The sequence below is a fragment of the Prosthecobacter sp. GW821-HT29F12 genome (genome assembly GCF_058803405.1).
Window position 1 is genome coordinate 4,394,232 of sequence record NZ_CM179517.1, and the last position, 19,846, is coordinate 4,414,077.

General features: G+C 59.4%; 20 protein-coding genes. 11 read left to right on the plus strand and 9 right to left on the minus strand.

Going from position 1 to position 19,846, the window contains the following annotated elements; translation table 11 throughout:
• Positions 1–26 precede the first annotated feature (26 nt).
• On the plus strand, positions 27–830 hold the full coding sequence (locus tag AC3RLQ_RS17990) for a hypothetical protein (RefSeq protein WP_493030039.1): 804 nt from the start codon (positions 27–29) through the stop codon (positions 828–830).
• Here the strand turns inward: AC3RLQ_RS17990 and AC3RLQ_RS17995 are convergent, their stop codons facing one another.
• Positions 831–1,724, minus strand: a complete 894-nt coding sequence (locus AC3RLQ_RS17995; protein WP_493030040.1) for a polysaccharide pyruvyl transferase family protein — start codon at positions 1,722–1,724, stop codon at positions 831–833.
• Positions 1,725–1,868: 144 nt separating this feature from the next.
• On the opposite strand from AC3RLQ_RS17995, the gene AC3RLQ_RS18000 reads away from it, so the two are divergent.
• The 3 genes from AC3RLQ_RS18000 to AC3RLQ_RS18010 are packed head-to-tail and all read left to right on the plus strand — an operon-like array spanning position 1,869 to position 3,283.
• The gene (locus AC3RLQ_RS18000) at positions 1,869–2,387 is read left to right on the plus strand and encodes a hypothetical protein (protein WP_493030041.1); all 519 of its coding nucleotides are present in this window, start codon (positions 1,869–1,871) and stop codon (positions 2,385–2,387) included.
• A gap of 42 nt (positions 2,388–2,429) precedes the next feature.
• Positions 2,430–2,804: an ArsR/SmtB family transcription factor gene (locus AC3RLQ_RS18005; protein ID WP_493030042.1), complete on the plus strand. Its 375-nt coding sequence runs from the start codon at positions 2,430–2,432 to the stop codon at positions 2,802–2,804.
• The gene (locus AC3RLQ_RS18010; RefSeq protein WP_493030043.1) at positions 2,801–3,283 is read left to right on the plus strand and encodes an SRPBCC family protein; all 483 of its coding nucleotides are present in this window, start codon (positions 2,801–2,803) and stop codon (positions 3,281–3,283) included. The genes AC3RLQ_RS18005 and AC3RLQ_RS18010 overlap by 4 nt, the downstream gene beginning before the upstream one ends.
• Here the strand turns inward: AC3RLQ_RS18010 and AC3RLQ_RS18015 are convergent.
• The 4 genes from AC3RLQ_RS18015 to rseP all read right to left on the minus strand — a co-directional run bounded on the left by AC3RLQ_RS18015 (position 3,267) and on the right by rseP (position 9,095).
• A complete protein-coding gene (locus AC3RLQ_RS18015; RefSeq protein ID WP_493030044.1) occupies positions 3,267–4,703 on the minus strand; it encodes a glycosyltransferase family 4 protein in 1,437 nt (478 codons plus the stop codon). The genes AC3RLQ_RS18010 and AC3RLQ_RS18015 overlap by 17 nt on opposite strands.
• 19 nt (positions 4,704–4,722) lie before the next feature.
• Positions 4,723–6,321 (minus strand): serine/threonine-protein kinase, encoded by a 1,599-nt coding sequence (locus tag AC3RLQ_RS18020; protein ID WP_493030045.1) that lies wholly within the window; start codon positions 6,319–6,321, stop codon positions 4,723–4,725.
• Positions 6,322–6,398: 77 nt separating this feature from the next.
• Positions 6,399–7,568, minus strand: a complete 1,170-nt coding sequence (locus AC3RLQ_RS18025) for a glycosyltransferase family 4 protein (RefSeq protein ID WP_493030046.1) — start codon at positions 7,566–7,568, stop codon at positions 6,399–6,401.
• 12 nt (positions 7,569–7,580) lie between these two features.
• Positions 7,581–9,095 (minus strand): RIP metalloprotease RseP, encoded by a 1,515-nt coding sequence (gene rseP / locus AC3RLQ_RS18030; protein WP_493030047.1) that lies wholly within the window; start codon positions 9,093–9,095, stop codon positions 7,581–7,583.
• Between the two features lie 177 nt (positions 9,096–9,272).
• Between rseP and AC3RLQ_RS18035 the strand changes: the two genes are divergently transcribed.
• Both AC3RLQ_RS18035 and AC3RLQ_RS18040 read left to right on the plus strand, forming a co-directional pair.
• Positions 9,273–10,046: a DUF3313 family protein gene (locus AC3RLQ_RS18035; protein WP_493030048.1), complete on the plus strand. Its 774-nt coding sequence runs from the start codon at positions 9,273–9,275 to the stop codon at positions 10,044–10,046.
• Positions 10,047–10,190: 144 nt separating this feature from the next.
• Positions 10,191–10,652, plus strand: a complete 462-nt coding sequence (locus AC3RLQ_RS18040; protein ID WP_493030049.1) for a hypothetical protein — start codon at positions 10,191–10,193, stop codon at positions 10,650–10,652.
• 67 nt (positions 10,653–10,719) lie between these two features.
• Here AC3RLQ_RS18040 and AC3RLQ_RS18045 read toward each other — a convergent pair whose 3' ends face one another.
• From AC3RLQ_RS18045 to AC3RLQ_RS18060, 4 genes are all read right to left on the minus strand, one after another.
• Entirely contained in the window at positions 10,720–11,181 is a 462-nt protein-coding gene (locus AC3RLQ_RS18045; protein WP_461527517.1) for a RidA family protein, read from the minus strand.
• Positions 11,182–11,203: 22 nt separating this feature from the next.
• Positions 11,204–11,803: a CDP-diacylglycerol--glycerol-3-phosphate 3-phosphatidyltransferase gene (gene pgsA / locus AC3RLQ_RS18050; RefSeq protein ID WP_493030050.1), complete on the minus strand. Its 600-nt coding sequence runs from the start codon at positions 11,801–11,803 to the stop codon at positions 11,204–11,206.
• A gap of 128 nt (positions 11,804–11,931) precedes the next feature.
• Positions 11,932–12,792 carry an alpha/beta hydrolase gene (locus tag AC3RLQ_RS18055; protein ID WP_493030051.1) on the minus strand — a complete coding sequence of 287 codons (861 nt, stop codon included), beginning with the start codon at positions 12,790–12,792 and terminating at the stop codon, positions 11,932–11,934.
• A 36-nt stretch (positions 12,793–12,828) separates the two neighbouring features.
• Positions 12,829–14,091, minus strand: a complete 1,263-nt coding sequence (locus AC3RLQ_RS18060) for a YggN family protein (protein WP_493030052.1) — start codon at positions 14,089–14,091, stop codon at positions 12,829–12,831.
• Between the two features lie 73 nt (positions 14,092–14,164).
• On the opposite strand from AC3RLQ_RS18060, the gene AC3RLQ_RS18065 reads away from it, so the two are divergent.
• The 5 genes from AC3RLQ_RS18065 to AC3RLQ_RS18085 all read left to right on the plus strand — a co-directional run bounded on the left by AC3RLQ_RS18065 (position 14,165) and on the right by AC3RLQ_RS18085 (position 19,842).
• The gene (locus tag AC3RLQ_RS18065) at positions 14,165–15,115 is read left to right on the plus strand and encodes a phosphatidate cytidylyltransferase (RefSeq protein WP_493030053.1); all 951 of its coding nucleotides are present in this window, start codon (positions 14,165–14,167) and stop codon (positions 15,113–15,115) included.
• 41 nt (positions 15,116–15,156) lie between these two features.
• Positions 15,157–18,228 (plus strand): PSD1 and planctomycete cytochrome C domain-containing protein, encoded by a 3,072-nt coding sequence (locus AC3RLQ_RS18070; protein WP_493030054.1) that lies wholly within the window; start codon positions 15,157–15,159, stop codon positions 18,226–18,228.
• A gap of 23 nt (positions 18,229–18,251) precedes the next feature.
• A complete protein-coding gene (locus tag AC3RLQ_RS18075) occupies positions 18,252–18,440 on the plus strand; it encodes a DUF5397 family protein (RefSeq protein ID WP_493030055.1) in 189 nt (62 codons plus the stop codon).
• A gap of 167 nt (positions 18,441–18,607) precedes the next feature.
• Entirely contained in the window at positions 18,608–18,976 is a 369-nt protein-coding gene (locus tag AC3RLQ_RS18080; RefSeq protein WP_493030056.1) for a transposase, read from the plus strand.
• Positions 18,977–18,984: 8 nt separating this feature from the next.
• Entirely contained in the window at positions 18,985–19,842 is an 858-nt protein-coding gene (locus tag AC3RLQ_RS18085) for an IS3 family transposase (protein ID WP_493038741.1), read from the plus strand.
• Positions 19,843–19,846 lie beyond the last annotated feature (4 nt).

Consider the following 19,846-nt stretch of genomic DNA (forward strand, 5'->3'; position numbering starts at 1 on the left):
TCAGGACCCGCACCATTGCTTCACAAATGTCTGCCGCCCTTTTTGCCGCCGGTCTCGGCGATGTGATTCGTGTTTGCTATCAGAACGCTGGCTACCGCGTGCTAAGCGAGACCACGCAGCCGGTGCCCGTGATCATGGCCTCTCACAATCCGTTTTCGATCGAGATTTTCCGCCATCATCGCAATGCGAAGAATTTCATTCTCTACGATCTCGCGCATAAATATGAGGAGTTCTTCAACGCCGGCCTGCGCGGTGCGGACATCAACCGTGCGTTGTGCGACTTTGCCGGTGTGGATTATGCCCAGCTCATCCGCGGTCCTGCCAACGGCCATGTCCCGGTATTCGACGCACCGGATAATGTCGCGTCAGAAGGGCACATTGTTTTTCAACCCTTCGCGGGCAATGCCTCCTACCGGTCCCTGCCGCCGGAGTTGATTGAAAAGACGGTGCAGGTGCTGCGCCGCCTTCCTTGCAGGGTCTTTGTGGTCACTCGCAGCTATGTCCGCCCTGGCATGAAGGGAAAAACGATTCATTCCGTGGAGGACGCACGGTCAGTCGAGGGGGGCAATATCACGGTGCTCGACAGCCTCACCGTGCCTGCCACGCTCAATCTCATCAAAACCTGCCGTGCCTATGTGGGCAGCTGGTCCAGCCTGCAGCAGGCGGCCTGGTTTGAGAACAAGCCTGTGGCAGTCCTATACCCTGAGAACCACCACGATGTGACTCAGTCCACCGATTACGCCTTTGGCATGAACCGAGACAACACCCTGGGGCGTGAGTACTCAAAAGTGGACGCATCCGAACTCGCGGAGTTTCTGCGACGCTGGTGATCAGCGGGGGAGGTAACGACGCAGCACCTCGAAGTGAGTCGCTGCGGCGCTGATGCTTTCATCCAAGTTTTCCATGCGAATTTTGTACGGCGCATCCACCGGCGTGATAAACGGCACACGGCTCGTGCGCGCGAAGACCATGCCATGATAGCGGCCGGTGATGACAAACCGTGACCGTGCAATGGTTTCAAACGCCAACTGTGATCCGGGAGAGGCGATAATCTTCGCCTGCGGAAAACGCTTCGCCGCCTCCGTCAGCAACTCGTGATCATCTGCCGGTGCCCCCATCCCCAGCCATGTCACCGACACGCCGCTGGCGGCGAACTGTCGCAGGTAGTGGTTGATCAGTTCATTGCGCGCATTGACCGCGCCCGCTGGAACCAGAGTGATGGATCGCATGTCATCCCATGAAGCTGCGGTTTCAGGCCGGTAGAGGCAGGCGGCGTCCGGGGCAAAAACCACATCCTCACGTCCGCTGAGCTCCTGCGCGATGCACACGCAGCGCGGTGAACGGAGAGTGACGAAATGCGCCTGCCGCAGATAAGGGGCCCAAGGTCGCAGCCGGGAGACATCGTTCTCTTCGCCGTTGAACTGAAACTGAAAGCCGCAGGAGAGAAAACCCCAGGGGATGCGACGCTGGATCGCCTCATCCATGTAGAATTTCATGCAGCGGAAATGCGGGGACTCCATTGCCGCACCACCTTCGTTCCCGTGGTTGTAAACAATCCCGCCGCCTCCCATGACAAGCATGTCAAGATCCTCAGGCAGAGACTTGGGAAGATCCGAATTGTAAATGACCAGCTCATGCTCGGGCAGCTGCTGCGTAAAGACCAGCGGATAGGTGTCATCCCCGACATTTCCATAACCCGATGCTCCGACGAAGGCGATTTTCATGCACCACCACCCTACCACAGGACCGGCCCCGATTGTCACTTCCATGCGGGACCTGCACAAAAAAAATCGATGCGGCGCAAAATTGCCCTCGCATTATTTAACCCTTTGGTTAACTACCATTCCGGTTACAAACCACTCACCCTTATGAAAACAAATCTGCTTATCATCACACTGTCCCTGCTCTCCTGCGCACTCACCACCACCGCCGGCGAACCTCCCAAACCTTACACAGGTTCTCCCGAGTTTGAAAAAATGAAAACGCTCGCCGGTGACTGGCAGGCCAGGGCTGACATGGGCCAGGGACCGATGACGGTGACCACGCAATACCGTGTCATCGCCGGCGGCAGCGCGATCGAGGAACGCATGTTCGCCAACACGCCCAAGGAAATGGTCACCCTCTATCATGAGAAGGACGGCAAACTGGTCCTGACGCATTACTGCATGCTCTGCAACCGGCCCAGCATGACGCTGGTGAAGTCCGATGACAAATCCCTCACCTTCGACCTGTCCAAGGACAGCGAGATCAAAGTGGACACGGAGAAGCACATGCACTCCGCCGTCATCACCTTCGTGGATGCGGATCATGTGACGCAGAACTGGACGCTGTTCGACAACGGCAGGGCCCAGCAGGATCATCCCTTCCAATTTGAGCGCGTGAAGTAAGCCCGCTTGCCAGCCCGGCACGCAGCATCCACTCGTTTCTCCATGAGACGCGCCCCCCAGCCTCTGCTCCTTGATCTTGTTTTCGCCGCACTCTCTGACGCCACCCGGCGCGGACTGCTGTCACGGTTGATCGAGGGCGAGGCCACGGTCGGGACTCTGGCAGAGCCCTTGAAGATGTCCCTCCCGGCCGTCTCCAAGCATCTGCGCGTGCTGGAGGATGCAGGACTGCTCAAGCGCCGGATCGAAGGACGCACCCATTACATCTCCGCCAATCCCAAGCCCCTCCGCGAAGCGGTGAACTGGATCGAACGCCACCGCCAGATATGGGAAGGCAGCTTCGACAGACTCGCCGCCCTCGTGGAGCAGGCCCCGCCAGAACCGCCCGCCAAAGAACAGACCAAACCTAAAAAATCATGAACACTCTCGTCGCCGAACAAACCCTCAATCTCACCCGTCGCTTCAAAGCACCGCGCGAGCGCGTCTTTGCCGCCTTCTCCAGCGCCGAAGCCATCCAGCAATGGTTTGGCTGCGGTCCTCCCCACATCATCGAATGCAGCGCCGACTTCCGCGTGGGTGGCAGCTACCGCACCAGCTCGTACAATCCGGAAACTTCCAAAGCCGTTGTTGCCGTGGGTGTTTACCGTGAGATCACACCGCCCTCGAAGATCGTCTACACCTGGAAATGGGAGAACGACGAGGATTGGGCAGACTGCGAGTCACTCGTCACCTTTGAGTTCAAGGCCGTCGGCGATGAAACCGAACTACATCTCACCCAGACCGGATTCCCCAGTGACGACAGCTGCCAGAAGCACACCTACGGCTGGACGGGCTGCCTCAACAAGCTGGATGCGGTGCTCGCCGGAGCATCCGTTCCGACTTTCAAGTCCTGCTGCTAATCAGCCTGGACTGTGCTGTCTGCCGCCGCTTCGCCTGACGCGGAGCGGCTGGCAGCAGCTCCTGAAACTGTCCTGCCACGGTTTCCCAGCGAAAAGCCTCACCGCGCACATGCGCCAGTCCTTCAGCGGCAAGACGGCATCGTTCGGCCTTGCTTTGATACAACGCCTGCAAAGCAGTCACGAACGGCGTTTCATCCACGAGGCTTCCCGTGGTGTTGATCTCGGGGTGAAAGAGCGTGCGCGAACACGGAATCTTGACCGCAGGCGTGGCCCATTCGCCCAAAGCGGAAGAGTCGGGCACAATCTGCGGAACGCCGCAGGCCATGCCTTCCATCGTGGTGAGCCCCCAGCCTTCGCCCAGTGTCGTGGTCATCTGCACGTCCAGACTGCCGTAAATGTACTTCAGTCGGCTCACATCCTGCATATCACGGATTTCGTCCGCCCCCGTGAGAATCAGTCGGTCGGCGACCCCATAGTAACCGGCCACGCGGCGAAGATCCCAGCCCGTGTCTTTCTGAGCGCAGTGCAGGAGCAGAAAAGCATCGGTGATGTTGTGCTGCTTGATCCAGGCCGCAAAAATCTGAATCGTGAGATCGAGCCGTTTGCGCGGCTGGTTGCGGTTGACGTTGCCAATGATGAAAGCATCTGGCGGAACCGTGAGCCCCAGTTGCCGCCGTGCTTCACGCATGTCCGAGGGTTGGAACACGTCAGTGTCGATGCCGTGCGGAATCACATGCCGCCGCCCCTTGAAACCTCCTGCCACAGCCGCACGATGACCAAAGTCCGTGTACCACACAGCCGCATGGAGCCCGTTCAGTTCCATCATCGCCGCAGTGTCGAGGTTGCCGCCATCCACCGGCATATAGCCGATGATTCGTACACCTTCAGGAGCAGCTTTGGCAAACTCCGCCACGTTCCACCAGTCGTTGTTGATGACGACCGCGGCGGGATCAAACTCGGTGCACAGATGCTTGAAGCGGTTCATTCCCCACATGTCTCCCCCCTGCCATGCAGGCATGACTTCATACGGCAGCTCATGGGGTGAACCATCGTAATTGACCCCTGACACGATGACCTCCCAGTCATGACGCAGATGATTCAAGACCGCATGCGTGACCGTGGCGAACCCGGTGGGAACCAATACATCACCGATCCATAACAAGAGCGGCTTGGACGAACGGGCCAGCTTCATCCTGCCCCCGGCTTGAACCACCGGCCCCTTCACGCGAGGCTGGGCTGCACCAGCGGTCACACCACTTGCCATCACGGCCAGGCAGCTCGGCATCCCTGTGCCCGCCGCAGGCTTGGATTTCACCTTCGCCATGTTTTTTTTCCGCAAGCTCACTGGCGCGGACCCGGCCTGCCGGTTCCCAGTTTTTGCATCACCAGCTTCATTGCGGATGTGGGAATGGTTGCTCATGTCAGTTTGAAGGAGTGGGTTAATCGGTGCTTAAAATTTTGCATTGGGGCAGCATAAGGCCCAGTTTTTCCATCATAGCGTCCGCATCTGACATGCGATTTTTGCTGACCCGCAGGGCACGAAGAGATTTGCACGCGACCAGGTGTTCCATCGCGTCATCCGTCACCAGAGAGGTTGAGGATAGATCGAGGTTTTTGAGCTTCGGAATGGACGTGAGATGCACCAGCGCCGCCACTGGCACCTCCATCCCTCGCAAGCAGAGGTTGGAGACCGTTCCTGCCTCCTGAGCGAGCAGGGCGAGCTCCTTCAAACCCTCCTCCGTCTTGAGGGGAACCGTGCTCAACGACACCCTCCAGATCGTGAACGGCCCCTGAGGCAGGTCGGTCGTGCGCAAAATGTCAAAGCCTTCTCCCATCCTCTCTTCAGGACTTGAGTCGGTTTTAACATTCACGAAACCCTCATGCGCCACCACCCATTCCGCCAGTTTCATCTGTTCGGGTGCAGCCGGCGGAATGCCCGCCTTGGCAGGCTCTGCGGCTTGAGGAGAGGCTGCACTGCCGCTCTGCCCGGCTGTCAGCCAGCCTCCCTGCCACGCCACCGCCATTCCGGCCAGCAGCACCAGCACCCCTGCCATCCAGGCACTCCTCCGGCTTGGAGCCACCCGGGGTTGCATCTGGATCGTCTCCGCACCGGTGGGGATTCTCACCGGCTCCCCCATGGCTTTCACCAGTTCGCTCCGGGATGGGCGCCGGAAGTTTTTCCAGTTGTCGCTGTTCTTGAAGAGCTTTTCCAGCACCTGCGTCATGTCACGCACATGCTGGTAGCGTTTCTCAGGATTGTTTTGCATCGCCTTGCTGACGACAGCATCGATGCCCTTGTCCGCACCGGAACGGATCGAGGGCGGCTCCCATACCCCCTTGGGCACATGCCCGGTGAAGAGTTCATAGATCATCACCCCCAGCGAGTAAATGTCCGCCCGGTGGTCGATGTTTTTGCTTTGATCAAGGGCCTCAGGCGCGATGTAGTCCGGCGTGCCGATCGTCATTCCAGTGGCGGTATAATCCACCGCCTGCTGGCCCATGACCTTGGCCAGGCCAAAATCCGCGACTTTCACATTGCCACGCTCATCGACGAGAATGTTCGCCGGCTTGATGTCACGATGCACAATGCCGCGCTCGTGAGCAAACTGCAGCGCCTCACAAACCTGGGTGATGATGGTGAGTATCTGTCTCGGCTCGGGTGGCGCGCGCTTGAGCAGATGCTGCAAATCCATGCCGGAAACGAACTCCATGACGTAATACATCTGGCCGTCGGGCGTTTCACCAAAGTCATGCACCCCGATGATGTGCGGATGATTCAGCTGAGCGAGGGCATGAGCCTCGCGTTTGAAGCGTTCGGCAAAGCTCTCCTTGTTCCGATGCACCTGCGGCAGCAGTTTCACAGCCACCGTGCGGTTGAGGCTCTTCTGCACCGCCTTGTAAACCGCGCCCATGCCGCCCCGCTCGATGAACTGAAGAAACTTGTAACTCGGAATCAATGCATCCAGCTCCTCCGTCGATGGCGGAGTAAAGGGCTCGAAATGAACGGCATCCCCCCCATGTTCATTCACCTGGTGCATGCCGATGATTTAAGAACAAAGAGGCGTTTTAGCAAGACCCTAGACACCGCAGGGCAAAATAATCACTAGAAGCCACCTCACGCCGCCAGGTAGGCCGCCAGCAGCTGCCCCACGCTCCGCTCCCAGTTCAGCTCCTGGGTCAGCCGTGCATGACCGGCAGCTCCCAGCATTTGACGACGGGGCTCGTCGTCGAGGAGCGCAAGGATGGCATCGCCCAGCTTTTCAGCCGAGTTTTCCATGACATACACCGCGCTCTCACCCGCTGAGAAGCGGCCTTCCACGGTGCCAAACATCACCATCGGTTTGGCGAAGGCCATGTATTCCAGCACCTTGTTCATGGTGCAGTGGTCGTTGTAGGCATTGATCGGGTCGCAGGCGACGCCGAGGTCCATGGTCCGCAAAGCACGGCACAAAAACTCGTCACTGACCCGTCCCGGCATGCTGAGGCAATCCTGCAGGCCAAGCCGGTCGCGCAATGCCACCAGATCCGCATGCTCCGCACCGGAGCCCATCAGCAGAAATTGCACATCGCTGCGCCGACGAGTTTTGACGATGTGATCCGCAGCGCGCACGAGGTAGTCCACCCCATCCGCATTGCCCATGACGCCTATGTATCCCACCAAATGCCGCTTGCCGGCACGCAATGTCTCATCCGGCAGCGCAGCGGTGTGCATGCGGCTCGGCGCTGTACGCACCACGAAGGCGCGATCCTCACGCAGCTTCCCACGCTGTTTCACCGCTCTCAGCACGCTCTGATTCGTGGCGATCACCACATCCGCCAGCGCAAGCGTGCACCGCTCGGCAATGCGCACCGCCCAATACATCAGCCCACGCCTGCCGAACTTTGCCTCAAACATCTCCGGCCACAGATCATGCACATCAAAGATGACTTTCACGCCACCAAACAGTTTGAACGGCAGCGCCACGAGAAACAGCAGATCGGGCGGATTGCACAGGTGAATGACATCAAAACCACCGCGCCGCCAGGCTTTGACGGCACACCAAAACTCCCCCCACAAAGCGGAGGCGTATTCCGTGATGAACCCACCCAGCGATCCAGCCTCGCCACTGATCCAATGGCGGTAGATTTGGATGCCTTCCAGCACTTCCTCCGGCTGAGTGTAGCCGCGCATCTGCGGGCAGATGACCGTGACCTCGTGCCCCGCATCCCGCAGGGCGCAGGCCTCCTGCCACACGCGCCTGTCGAAGGGAACGGGAAGGTTCTCAACGAGGATGAGGACGCGCATAAGCGGCGGAAATTACGCGCCTGCAGCGCCACGCTGCTCTTTGGAGAGCCACTCGATTTTCAAGACCTTGCCCTCTTTGGCTCCACCGCCAAAGAAATCCCCTGTGTCCTTGAGGGTGACAAAAATGATGAAGCCAAACAGCATCAGCGCACACGCGGTTTGCACGTACTCCAGAATCCTGCCCTGCGGTGGCTTGCGGCGGATCGCCTCAGCCGCGGCCATGGTGATGTGCCCGCCATCCAGCACCGGGAAGGGCATCATGTTGAGGATCGCCAGGTTGATGTTGAACACGACGCTGAACCAAAGAACCAGGCGCCAGCCGTCCGGATGCTGGAACAGCTTGTAATACAGACGGCCCACTCCCACCGGGCCGCTCATGTGCGCAGGGCTGAGATCGGACTTCGGTGAAACCAGTTTGGACACCAGATTGCCCATGTGCCGCACGGCATCGCTGATCTGCTCCCACGGTGTGATGACGCTGGGCGTACGCTTGCCTTCCACATCCCAGGCCACGCCGATCATGGGGTATTCCTGATGATCATCCGTGACCTCCTTGAGATTGTTCTTGTCCGGGATGCGCGGCAGGATGGGGATTTGGATGACCTTGCCCGCACGTTCGATGTCCAGCATGATGGTCTTGCCCGCCGTGGCTTTGATGTAATCGCCCAGATCCCCCATGCTGCGCAGTTGCCTGCCATCCGCACGCAGCACCAGGTCATCTGCCTTGATGCCCGCTTCTTCCGCCGGACTGTTTTTAGCAACACCCCCGACCATGGGCGTCATCTGGCCTTCCAGGCCGATGGAACGCAGTTCGGGCCGTTTGAAGATCGAGCGCCACCAAGAAGCCGGCTCCGCCTTTTTTTCGCTGCTGGGCCAGGCCTTGGGATCCACATTGAACTTCATCACTCCCTGACCAGGACGCTCCACCTCGAAGGCGATCGTGTCACCTTCACTGGCCACCACGCCCCAGCGCACACTGTCCACCAGTCCTTCAAAGCGCTTCACCGGCTGACCATCCACCTGAAGGATCTTGTCCCCGGGAAGAATGCCCGCTTTCTGAGCTGGACTGTCTTTGGCCACATACCCGACGATCGAGGTGGTGTGGGATTCGCTCTCCGGCTTGCCCACAACCCAGACGGCCACGGCAAACAAGCAGGCCAGCATGAAACTGAACAGCGGACCGGCAAAAGCCACGATGGCCTTGTCCAGCGGCGTGATCGCCGGCAGCCCTTCCTGGTTCACCTCGCCTTCGAGCCCGCCCATCGGGGCCATTTGCGGCAGCGCCACAAAACCGCCGGCAGGAATGCTGCCAAGGCCGTACTCCACGCCATTGATGGTCTTTTTCCAGAGCGGCTTGCCAAACCAGATGTAGAACTTTTCAACCTTCAGCCCGCGCCAGCGTGCCGCCAGGAAATGGCCCCACTCGTGAACCACGATCATGAGATTGAACACGAGGATCACCTCCAAAATGAGGATGATGAATCGGAGGATTTCACCGAAGGAACCGAGAGAGGAAAGCCATGCCATAAAGTTGGAAGGAAGAGATCAGGCAGAGCGCGGCGGAATTGCCGGAGCACTGCATGACTGGGCGGGAAAGCTACCACCCCCCTACGACTGGTGCAAATGTTGCGGGAAGTTTGTGTTGAGCCTAAAGCATGAAATATTTGCCATCCGCCTTTCTCAAACGTATCCCCGTATCGTTCCATGATGCTGATCCGTGCCTCCCTCTTCCTGCTCATCCCTTGGATGATGATCTCCTGCCGTACCGCCAAAAGCGTGGTGGCCGCCGTCGATGTCAAGCCCACTAAAATGCTCCCACATGGAAGCGAGCTAAAGGAAAACCGTAAACGGTCGCCTTTCATCGGCAACTGGTGGACCACCGACAAAAAAGTTCTGGCCGCTGCGGAAAAGGTAAAGTCGATCTACATCGCCCCCGTGGTCTCCGATGAATTGCGGCCCATGCTGCAAAAGTTCACCCAGGTGGAGTTCAGCAAGAAACGGCGCGACAAAAAAATGAAGGGCCTGCTGACCTACGCTCACGATAAATTTGTCAGAGCTTTCAAGGCTAACAAAAAATCACGATTCACCGTCGTGGATGCCCCTTCCAAGGATGCCATGACCCTGAAACTGTCCATCATCGAGTGGGAACCCAACACCTACTCAGGACTGCTGGTGCGGGAAGCCGTGGATCTCGTCACTCTGCCCATGGTCGGCGGCAGTTTGCTTGGCAAACCTTCACGCGGCACCATCGCCATTCAAGGTGTCCTGACCGAGCCCAAAACCGGCAAGTCCGTCTTCGAGTTTGCCGACAAAGAAGAAGCCAAGACCTTGTTCTTCTTCTTTCCTCAGGAGCTGTTTCCGACCGGTCAGGCCAAGTTCGCCATTCGGGAATGGGCTCAGCAATTTGAAAAGATCATGAGCTCCCCGCCCGACAAGCAGATCCGCGACAGCATGCCCTTCCAGATCATTGGCTTCTAAGGTCACTGAAGTTTTCCAGGCGGTTCATTCATAAAACTCAGAGCCACTCAAAACGGGCGAAATTATACTCCCCGTCGGGTGGCCGTTTACTCGTTGCCAGCGGGGCGGAATTGGTGCGCTATTCAAGCCCGCACTCACTTCGCCATGAAAAAGCCGCTCCTTCATTCTCTCGTGATTCTGCTCGTCGGTCTTTCACTGACCCTCACTGCCTGCCAGTATCCCTACGCCTACAACGGCTCAGGCCCGTATCGCGGCACCTTCACGCCCTACCAAACCACAGGATGTGGCCCCCTGGGCGATCTCGCAGCCAGCACCCTTGGCTCCAACCGGGACCACTATTATTATGTGATTCGCGGCGCAAACGCCGGGACACGCTGCTACTCCGCCCGTCCCTACTATACGGGCATCTACAGCCGCCCAGCGGCCTACCCAGTCTCATATCAGCTGCACCCCTACTACTCGAACGGCATCTACAGCAGCCCGTATTACAACCGCAGCCCAGCGTACAGCAGCAGTTTCACCAACCGCCCATGGGGTGGTGGTTATGGCTTTGGCCAGCCCTTCAACTGGGGCAGCGGACTGGGCCTCGGCTCACGCTGGTTCTGAGCCCCGCTGCAGTCCGCTCTGATCAGCCTGCGCTGTTGGCCAGCGCTGTTGGCCAGCGCAGGTTTTTTTATTGCAGCTCAAAGATGCCCTCGATCTCAACGGCAATGTTCCCCGGCAGCGAACCCATGCCCACCGCGCTCCGTGCGCCGATGCCGCATTCCTCGCCCCAAACCTGGCCAAACAATTCGCTGCAGCCGTTGATGACCTTCGGATGATCTCCGAAGTCTGACGTGCAGTTCACCATGCCGAGCAATTTCACCACGCGCTTCACGCGGTCCAGGCTGCCCAGTTCACTTTTCAAGGTGGCCAGCAAGGCGAGGCCGGTCTGCTTCGCCGCAGCCTTGCCCGCTTCAAGATCCAGATCCCCGCCGACCCGGCCGGTGAGATACTTCCCATCCCCAAGATACGGCCCGTGACCGGAGACGTAGGCGATGTTTCCGACGATCACGACCGGTTTGTAAACACCCCCGCGAGGTGGTGCGGTAGGAAGAGTGAGACCGAGGGTGGTGAGTTGTTGTTCTGCGTTCATGGCTGTGAGTTCAAAAGAAGCATCAAGCATCGTCAAACAGATGACGATTCTTCCAAAAGTAGCTGAAACCAGACACCAGCGTCAGCAGGCTCGTCCAAGAGATGAGGGCCAAAGCCACCATTCGCTCGATATCCGGACTTGCCGTGAAAGCCGGGTGCGTGAAGCCAAAGATGGGTTCGAGCGATGCCTGCCTCATCATGAAATAAATCACCGTCAGGATCTGCCACAGCATCTTGTGTTTCCCCAGTTTTTCCGCAGACAGCACCGCCCCCTGCCCCGCCGCCACCAGCCGGATTCCGGTCACGAAAAACTCCCGCGCCAGGATCACGATGGTGATCCACGCCGGCATCCGCGTCGCTTCAGGAAAGTTCTTGTCTGAGCTCAGCAGGATAAAGGCTGCGGCGATGAGGATCTTGTCCGCCAGCGGGTCAAACAGCTTGCCAAAATTCGTCACAATCCCGCGCGCACGCGCGATCTTCCCGTCAAAGTAGTCAGTGGCCGAGGCAATCCCGAAGATGATCAGCGCCAGCGAAATGGTGTTCGCCCAGGGGATGTAAAAACACACCACAAACACACCCGTCAGGATCAGGCGTGAGAGAGTGAGTTTGTTCGGCAGGTTCATGCGGTGGTTGGTCTCTCTGTCTAGCGATGGAATCCCCCCGCTGTCAATGGCGGTCCTGCAACGAAAGAACATTGCTCAATGCCACTGGGCGCTGTCCAGAGCAAGGGGCCTGATACAGCGGCCCGAACTCACGTTCCCGCAGGCTTTTTCAGCGTGGGTTCGCCTTTCAACCACCCCAGCGAGGCAAGGAACTTATCGGTGGCCAGCAGTGTCTCGTAGTAAAACTGCATCTTGCCACCCTTGCCGGGATTGAAGAAGCCGTGCCCCTGCCCCTCATAAAAGATCGCTTCACAGCGCACCCCCGCCTTTTCCATGTTCGCCTTGAAACGCTCCACGACCGCCACGGGGATCAGCTTGTCCTGCGTGCCGAGGAAGATGATCGTCGGCGGATCATCAGCACTGATGTTGTGCGCGGGAGAAAACTCTTTGAAGCGTTCACTCACTCGGGCGTAGCCCCAGCCCTGCTCCGGGCCGTTGTCGAAGACAGGATTGAACAGCACCAGCGCATTGGCCCTCGGCGAAATTTTCACATCGTCCTGTGGATCATCCAACCCTGCTACCATGCCCACAAACGCCGCCAGATGCCCGCCCGCGCTGCCACCTCCGGCACCGATGCGATTCGGATCAATCCCCAGCTCTCCCGCATGGCCACGCACCCAGCGCATCGCTGACTTCGCATCATGCACACAATCGATGGGCGGCCCGTTGTCGCCCTTCGCAATCAACCGGTACTCCACCTGGATGCACACCATGCCACGCGTGGCCAGATACTCGCTGTGCTGGGTGAACTGAGTCGGCCCGCCACCCACCCAGCCGCCGCCATGGAAAAACACCATCGCCGGACGTTGATCGCCGCTTTTCCAGTCCGGCGGATTGACGATGCTGAGCTTCAACTCGCGCTCACCCGCCTTCTTATAGATGTGGGTGGTCGGTTCAGCGGCACCCAGTGAAACACACAGGCCAAGCAGGCAGAGGATAGAACGAAACATGATGAATGGGTGTGAGTGGTTCCTCCAGAACGACGGCTACTTCATGCGCGTAATCGTCGTGCTGGTGGGAATGTGGGATGTCACTTTGCCCAGCGTGCGCTCCTCATCGAATTCCACAATCATGGGAGGATCGTTGGCGGGACGCTTCACGAAAATCGTGGTCTCATTCATCGCCACCCAGGTCCCCTCTTTGTTCCAGGCCGAATGCGTGGCCACGCCGTCGGGCTCAAGCTTGAAAACACCTCCTGACCCCCAGGTCCATTGCGTGCCTGCAAACTTCGCGATGATGGGAGCGGCATCGATGGCACGTGACAGTGTCACAGACCTGCCGACAGCAGCACCACCTGCGCCAATGCCCTCCAGTCGCCCCGGAGCCGCCACCCGCAGCAGCCAGATGAGCGAGCGGTCCGTTCCGCCGCCACGGCGATATACAACCGTTCCGTCTTTCGCGATCTGCCAGTCGCCGTTGATGTTGTTGTTGGCTTTGTCAAACACCTCACCGTTGTCCCGGAAACCGATCAGGGACGAATAATTCCCCGTGGGCGCCCAGATCCAGTCGTTCTTCACCAGTTCCTTGGCGATCCGCTCATGCTGCTCTTGGAATGAACCCGGCGCTCCTGCGGTTTCCGCCACATTCTTGGGGATGGAATTCTGCAAGGCCGTCAGCGGCACCTCAGGATTCATCTCCTTGCCCACCACGACCGGCGTTGATGCCGCCGGTTTCGGAGCGGCTGCCGGGACAGGTACCGGCATCAGCGCTGGCTTCGGTGCTGGTGTCGGAGTGGCGACAATCGGTCGCACCGAGGTATGGGTCCCAGGCTCTCCAGCCCACATATCATCGATCTGCAGCTTCCCTTTGTAGGGCAGTGTTTCGATCAGCAGAGTCTGCCCATCTTCCACGCTGTCGCGCTGATGTTTGAAGGTGATGTCGCGCCAAGTGCCATCGGACGGCAGTTCAAAAGCGAACAAGGTGCTGCCGCCGCTTTTCCGCACCAGCCTCGCCCGCATCTGCCCTTTTTCCCCGATGAATCGTGCACGAAATTTCACCTCCACTTCGACCAGCGCGCCAATTTTAAGATCCTGATACGCCTCGCTCTGCTGCCGCGTGGTGGAGTTCATTTCCAGGACCTTGTTGCCGTCCGGCAGCGTGACCACCGTGCCGTCCCCACGCCAGAACTGTTTGCCCGTGGTGAAGTCACCGTTCTTGAGCCCCAGATCGGCCGCGCCAAGCAGGGAGGACATGCACAGGTTGAGCATGAAGGCTGCGCTTAGAACGGAGGTGGGATGGGTCAATTTCATGAGGGTTGGGAGGTGCCTTGCCTAAAGCGATTTGCAAATCAAACGAAACAGCTGTCCATCTCTCTCACTTGGTATGAAATTCCTTTCCGATCCGGCTCTCATCTGGCTTCTCGGCGGTACGCTGGGAGTACTCGTCCTCGCTTCGGTCATCGGCTGGGTGCTGGCAAAACGGGCTGTATCGGACTCTGCCAAGACGACGGTGGCAAACCTGAACGCACGCACCAAAGCCTGGTGGAGCATGGTGGCCGTGTTTGCCGGAGCACTGGCCGTGGGGCCGGTGGGCACGGCCGTGATGTTTTTCTTCAGCTCCTTCATGGCGCTGCGCGAGTTCATCACTCTCACGCCAACGAAGCCGGCAGATCACCGGACGCTCTTCTGGGTCTTCTTCATCATCACCCCGCTGCACTACTACTTTCTGGCGACCCAGTGGTACATCATGTTTCTCATCCTGATCCCGGTCTATGCCTTCCTGTTTGTCCCGATGCGCTCCGCACTGGCGGGCGACTGCGAGAACTTCCTCGAACGCACCGCCAAAATTCAGTGGGGGCTCATGATCTGCGTGTATTGCATCAGCTACGCCCCAGCGATCCTCTGGCTGGATCTTCCTGACTGGCCGCATCAACGGGCCAAGCTGCTTTTCTGGTTCATCACCGTCGTCGAAATGAGCGATGTGATGCAATACGTGTGGGGCAAAATTTGCGGCAAACACAAGATCGCCCCCACCGTCAGCCCCAGCAAAACGTGGGAAGGTTTTCTCGGCGGCGGACTGACGACTGTGGGACTCGGCGCCGCCCTGTGGTGGGCCACGCCGTTTTCACCCTTGCAGGCGGCAGCCATGGCGGCCCTGGTCGTACTCATGGGCTTTGTCGGCGGACTCGTGATGTCAGCGATCAAGCGTGATCGCGGTGTCAAAGACTGGGGCGGGGCCATCGCGGGCCATGGCGGTTTCATGGATCGGCTCGACTCGCTGGCCTTCGCCGCACCGGTGTTTTTCCATGCGACGGGCTATTTCTTTGGCCGCTGAAGCCGGAAAGCCGGGGTGCACGAGCTTCGTACACCATCCCCATGCTTTTCCGTGCCTTCATCGTTTCTGCCGCTCTGACCGCCACCGCATCCGCGGCGACGAAGCTCGACTTCAACCGCGACATCCGGCCCATTCTCAGTGACAACTGCTTTGCCTGCCACGGCTTGGACGCCAAGAAGCGGAAGGCCGATTTGCGTCTCGATGTCCCGGAAGTCGCCTACAAGGCCATCGAAGGCGTGTTCCCCATCAAGCCCGGCAGCCCCGAGGCAAGCTCCGTCATCCAGCGTATCCTGACCAAAGACGAGGATGAGGTGATGCCACCCCCTGAGTCGAACAAGCACATCACCCCCGCTCAGGTGGAGATCCTGCAGCGCTGGATCAAGGAAGGCGCGGAGTTCAAAAAGCACTGGGCCTTCGAAGCCCCCGTCAAAGCACCACCGCCAGCAGTCAAAGGACAAGTTCAAAACGGCATCGATGCCTTCATTCAAGACCGCTTGGCCAAAGAAGGCCTGTCCCCGTCGCCCACAGCCTCGAAGGAAACCCTCATCCGCCGCGTCACGCTCGATCTCACCGGCCTGCCGCCGACGCTGGCTGAAATCGATGCCTTCATCGCCGACACAGCACCGGATGCCTATGAAAAAGTCGTCGCCCGCCTGCTGAAATCCGAACGCTATGGCGAGCACATGGGCCGCTTCTGGCTCGATGCGGCGCGCTACGCAGACACCCACGGCCTGCACCTCGACAACGAGCGCAGCATGTGGCCTTACCGCGACTGGGTCGTGCGCGCCTTCAATGCCAACCTGCCCTACGATCAGTTCACCATCTGGCAGCTTGCGGGCGATCTCCTGCCAAATGCCACGGTCGATCAGCAGATCGCGTCCGGCTTCAATCGCTGCAACGTCACCACCAGTGAAGGCGGCAGCATCAATGAGGAGTTCATCTTCCGCTACGCCGTGGATCGCGCAGACTCCACGGTGGCGGTGTGGATGGGCCTCACCGCAGGCTGCGCCGTGTGCCATGATCACAAGTTCGACCCCATCTCCCAGAAGGAGTTTTACTCGCTCTACGCCTTCTTCAACAGCACCGCAGATCCCGCCATGGATGGCAACATCCTCCTCACCCCGCCCATCCTCCGGCTGAGCACCGCCGAGCAGAAAAAGCAGATCACCGAGCTGGACCAAAAAATTGCCGCCGCACAGACGAAGATCCGCACGACGATCCAATCACTGAACTACACCGATCCCGCCACACAAACCCCGCCACCGCCGATACAGAACAGCGAGCTCGTGTGGTTTGAGGATGCATTTCCCGTGAAGGCCGACTTCTCAGGAGAACCTACGCAAATCATCACCAAGGACAAAGGCCCTGTCTTCAGCGGTAATGCAGCACTCAAGCGCACCGCCACAGGTGTGGCGCAGGACTTTTTTGCCAACGGCGCCAAGTATGAAATCCCGCCAAACGGCAAGCTCAGCGTCCAGTGCTACATCGACCCCGCCAATCCACCCAAGGCCATCATGCTCCAGTTCCACACCGCCGGCTGGAACCACCGCGCTGTCTGGGGTCAGGAAGGCGCGATCCCTTTCGGCCAGGTGCGTACACCTGAGAAAGTGCAGATGGGCGAACTGCCCAAAGCAGGTGAATGGGTGAAGCTCGAAGTGCCCGCAGAACGTCTGGGCCTCAAGCCCGGTCTCAAGGTCAGCGGCTATGCCTTCACCCAGTTCGGCGGCACCGTTTACTGGGACCGTCTGGCCATGACCTCCCGTGTCGATCCGGCCAAAGATCCGCAGTGGTCATGGAGCAAGTGGATTGAAAAAAACCAGGGCAAGCGTGTCGCCGAACTCCCCAACGATCTGCAAACGCTCGTGCGTGGCAAAAAGCCCGCCGAATGGCCCGAGAAAGACGCCACGCGGCTCAAGGAGTGGTGGTTTGAAAACGAGTATCAGGGCGCACGCAGCCTGGTGGAAGGTGCCCGTGGTGAAAAGCTCGCGCTGGAATCCCAAAGAAAGACGCTGGATGACATCATCCCCGCCACCTTCATCATGGCCGACCTCCCGGAAAAACGTGACAGCTTTGTGATGGAACGCGGCCAGTATGACAAACCGAAGGACAAGGTCACCCGTGGCACCCCCGCTGTCTTTCCTCCCCTCCCCGCACAACCAGACTACACGCGCCTCGATCTCGCCAAATGGCTCGTCAGCCCGCAGCACCCGCTCACCGCCCGCGTGCAGGTGAACCGCCTGTGGCAGCAGTTCTTCGGCACCGGCTTGGTGAAAACCAGCAACGATTTCGGCTCTCAGGGCGAACCTCCAAGCCACCCTGAACTGCTCGACTGGCTGGCCGTGACTTTCCGCGAAAGCGGCTGGGACATGAAGGCCTTTGTACGCATGATCGTCACCTCCCACACCTACCAGCAAAGCGCGCAATGCTCCGACCTCGCGATGCAAAAAGACCCCGAAAACCGCCTGCTCGCACGTGGTCCGCGCTTCCGTCTGGATGCCGAAGCCGTGCGTGATCAAGCCCTGTTCGTCTCCGGCCTGCTCAGCCCCAAGATCGGCGGCAAAGGAGTGAAGCCCTATCAGCCCGAAAACATTTGGGAGCCCGTCGGCTTCGGCGGCAGCAACACCCGCAACTACATCCAGGACCACGGCGAATCGCTCTACCGTCGCAGCCTCTACACCTTCTGGAAGCGCACCGCCCCGCCGCCGAACATGACCTCGTTCGACGCGCCCAATCGCGAGAGCTACTGCCTGCGCCGCGAACGCAGCAACACCCCGCTGCAGGCGCTCACACTCATGAACGACATCCAGTTCTTCGAAGCCTCGCGCAATTTCGCCCAGCACGTCATGCAGGCCAATACCAGCACCGACGCGCGCATCACCGCCCTCTTCCGCAGCGCCACCGGCCGCTACCCCAGCGCCCAGGAAGCCGAGATCATCCGCCAGGACTTCACGAAGCAGCTCGCCGCCTACACCGCCAAGCCCGAGGAAGCCAAAAAAGCCATCACCTACGGCGAATCCAAGCCCGACGAAAAACTCAATCCCGCCGAACTCGCCGCCTGGACCATGGTGGCAAACCTCGTCCTGAACCTCGACGAAGTGGTGACCAAGGGCTGAGTTTGATTCAATAGACGTCCCCCATGCGAACACGGCCCCCACCATCAGCGCCCGTCGATCTAATGGGCAGCTATCGCAGCTTTGGCGAATATGGCCCGGTTTATCAGGTCACCGGCAAGGTCAGCGATCACAAAGTGCATGTCGTCGTCATGGAGACAGGCGAAGAACTCGATTACCCCATCGAACAAGCCGCCCAAGATCCTGTGTCATGATGACCGGCAAGGATGGCATTTAATTCCGCCACACTCCAGCTCCAACGGAGCTGCGGATTATAGCCCAGGGTCAGCCGAGCCTGGGCGAGGCGACCCTGGGTAGCCATGCATCAGTGACCTTCCTTCGTTTATGCAGACACGAAAAGAGGGGTAAACTCCCACAAAGCATGAACAGATCCGCAACACATCAAACGCCCCAGGTCAAAGCGAAGCGACGTCAGTATGAAGAGCAGTTCAAACGCGATGCTGTCGCGCTGCTGCAGCAGGGGCGCTCTGCCACCCAGCTCGCCCGCGAGCTGGGCGTCTCGCAATGGAACCTGCGCGACTGGAAGGAGATTTACGGTGCTGGCTGCGCCGTAGCGAGCCCCCAGGCGCGCAGCGCCGCAGGGACGAGCGCAGGCGCAGCCAGCACCGTGGAGCTCGCCGTGCAACTCGCCGACATGCGCCGTGAACTCGACGCCGTCATTCGTCAGCGTGACATTTTAAAAAAAGCCTTGGCCATCGTTGCCCAGGATCCGCCGAACGCTACGCACTGATCGACCAGCTGCGCCTGCACCGACCTGCCATGAACATTCGTGAAGCCTGCCACACCCTGGCCATCAGCCCCGCCGGTTACTATGCCCACCAGCACAAGAACCAGCGTCAGCGTCGCCGTCAGGACGCCACGCTCGGCGGCCAGATCAGCGCCGCCTTCGACGCGAGCCGCCGCACCTACGGCAGCCCGCGCATCATGCACGCCCTGCGCCATGCAGGGGCACGCCACGGCAAAAACCGCATCGCCCGGCTCATGCGCCAGCAGGGCCTTTATGTGCAGCAAAAACGCCGCTTCGTGCCTCGCACCACCGTGGCCGACAAAGCCTCTCCGGTGTCGCCCAATCATCTGCTCAAGCACCCCGCAGTCACCCGCCTCAATGAAGTCTGGCTCACTGACATCACCTATCTGCCCACTGGCGAAGGCTTCCTCTACCTGGCTGCCGAGCTCGACCTCTGCAGCCGCCGCATCATCGGCTGGAGCACCCACGACAGCCTCGCCACCGAACTGACCACCCAGGCCCTTGACCGTGCCCTTCAAGCACGGCCCGCCGCCGCGCTGCCAGATCTGCTCCACCACAGCGACCGCGGCTGCCAGTACACCAGCGCCGCCTTTCGCCAGCGTCTCGACCTCTGCCAGATCACCCAGAGCATGAGCCGCAAAGGCAACTGCTACGACAACGCCGCCATGGAATCGTTCTGGGCCACCCTCAAAGCCGAGTGCTTTGGTTCAATGATACCCGCCACCCGTGCCCAGGCCCATCTCATGGTTTTCGACTACATCGAAACCTTCTACAACACCACTCGCCTCCACAGTTCCCTCGGCTTCCAATCACCTGCCAACTTCGAAAAAATCATCCAACTCAACTAACCCT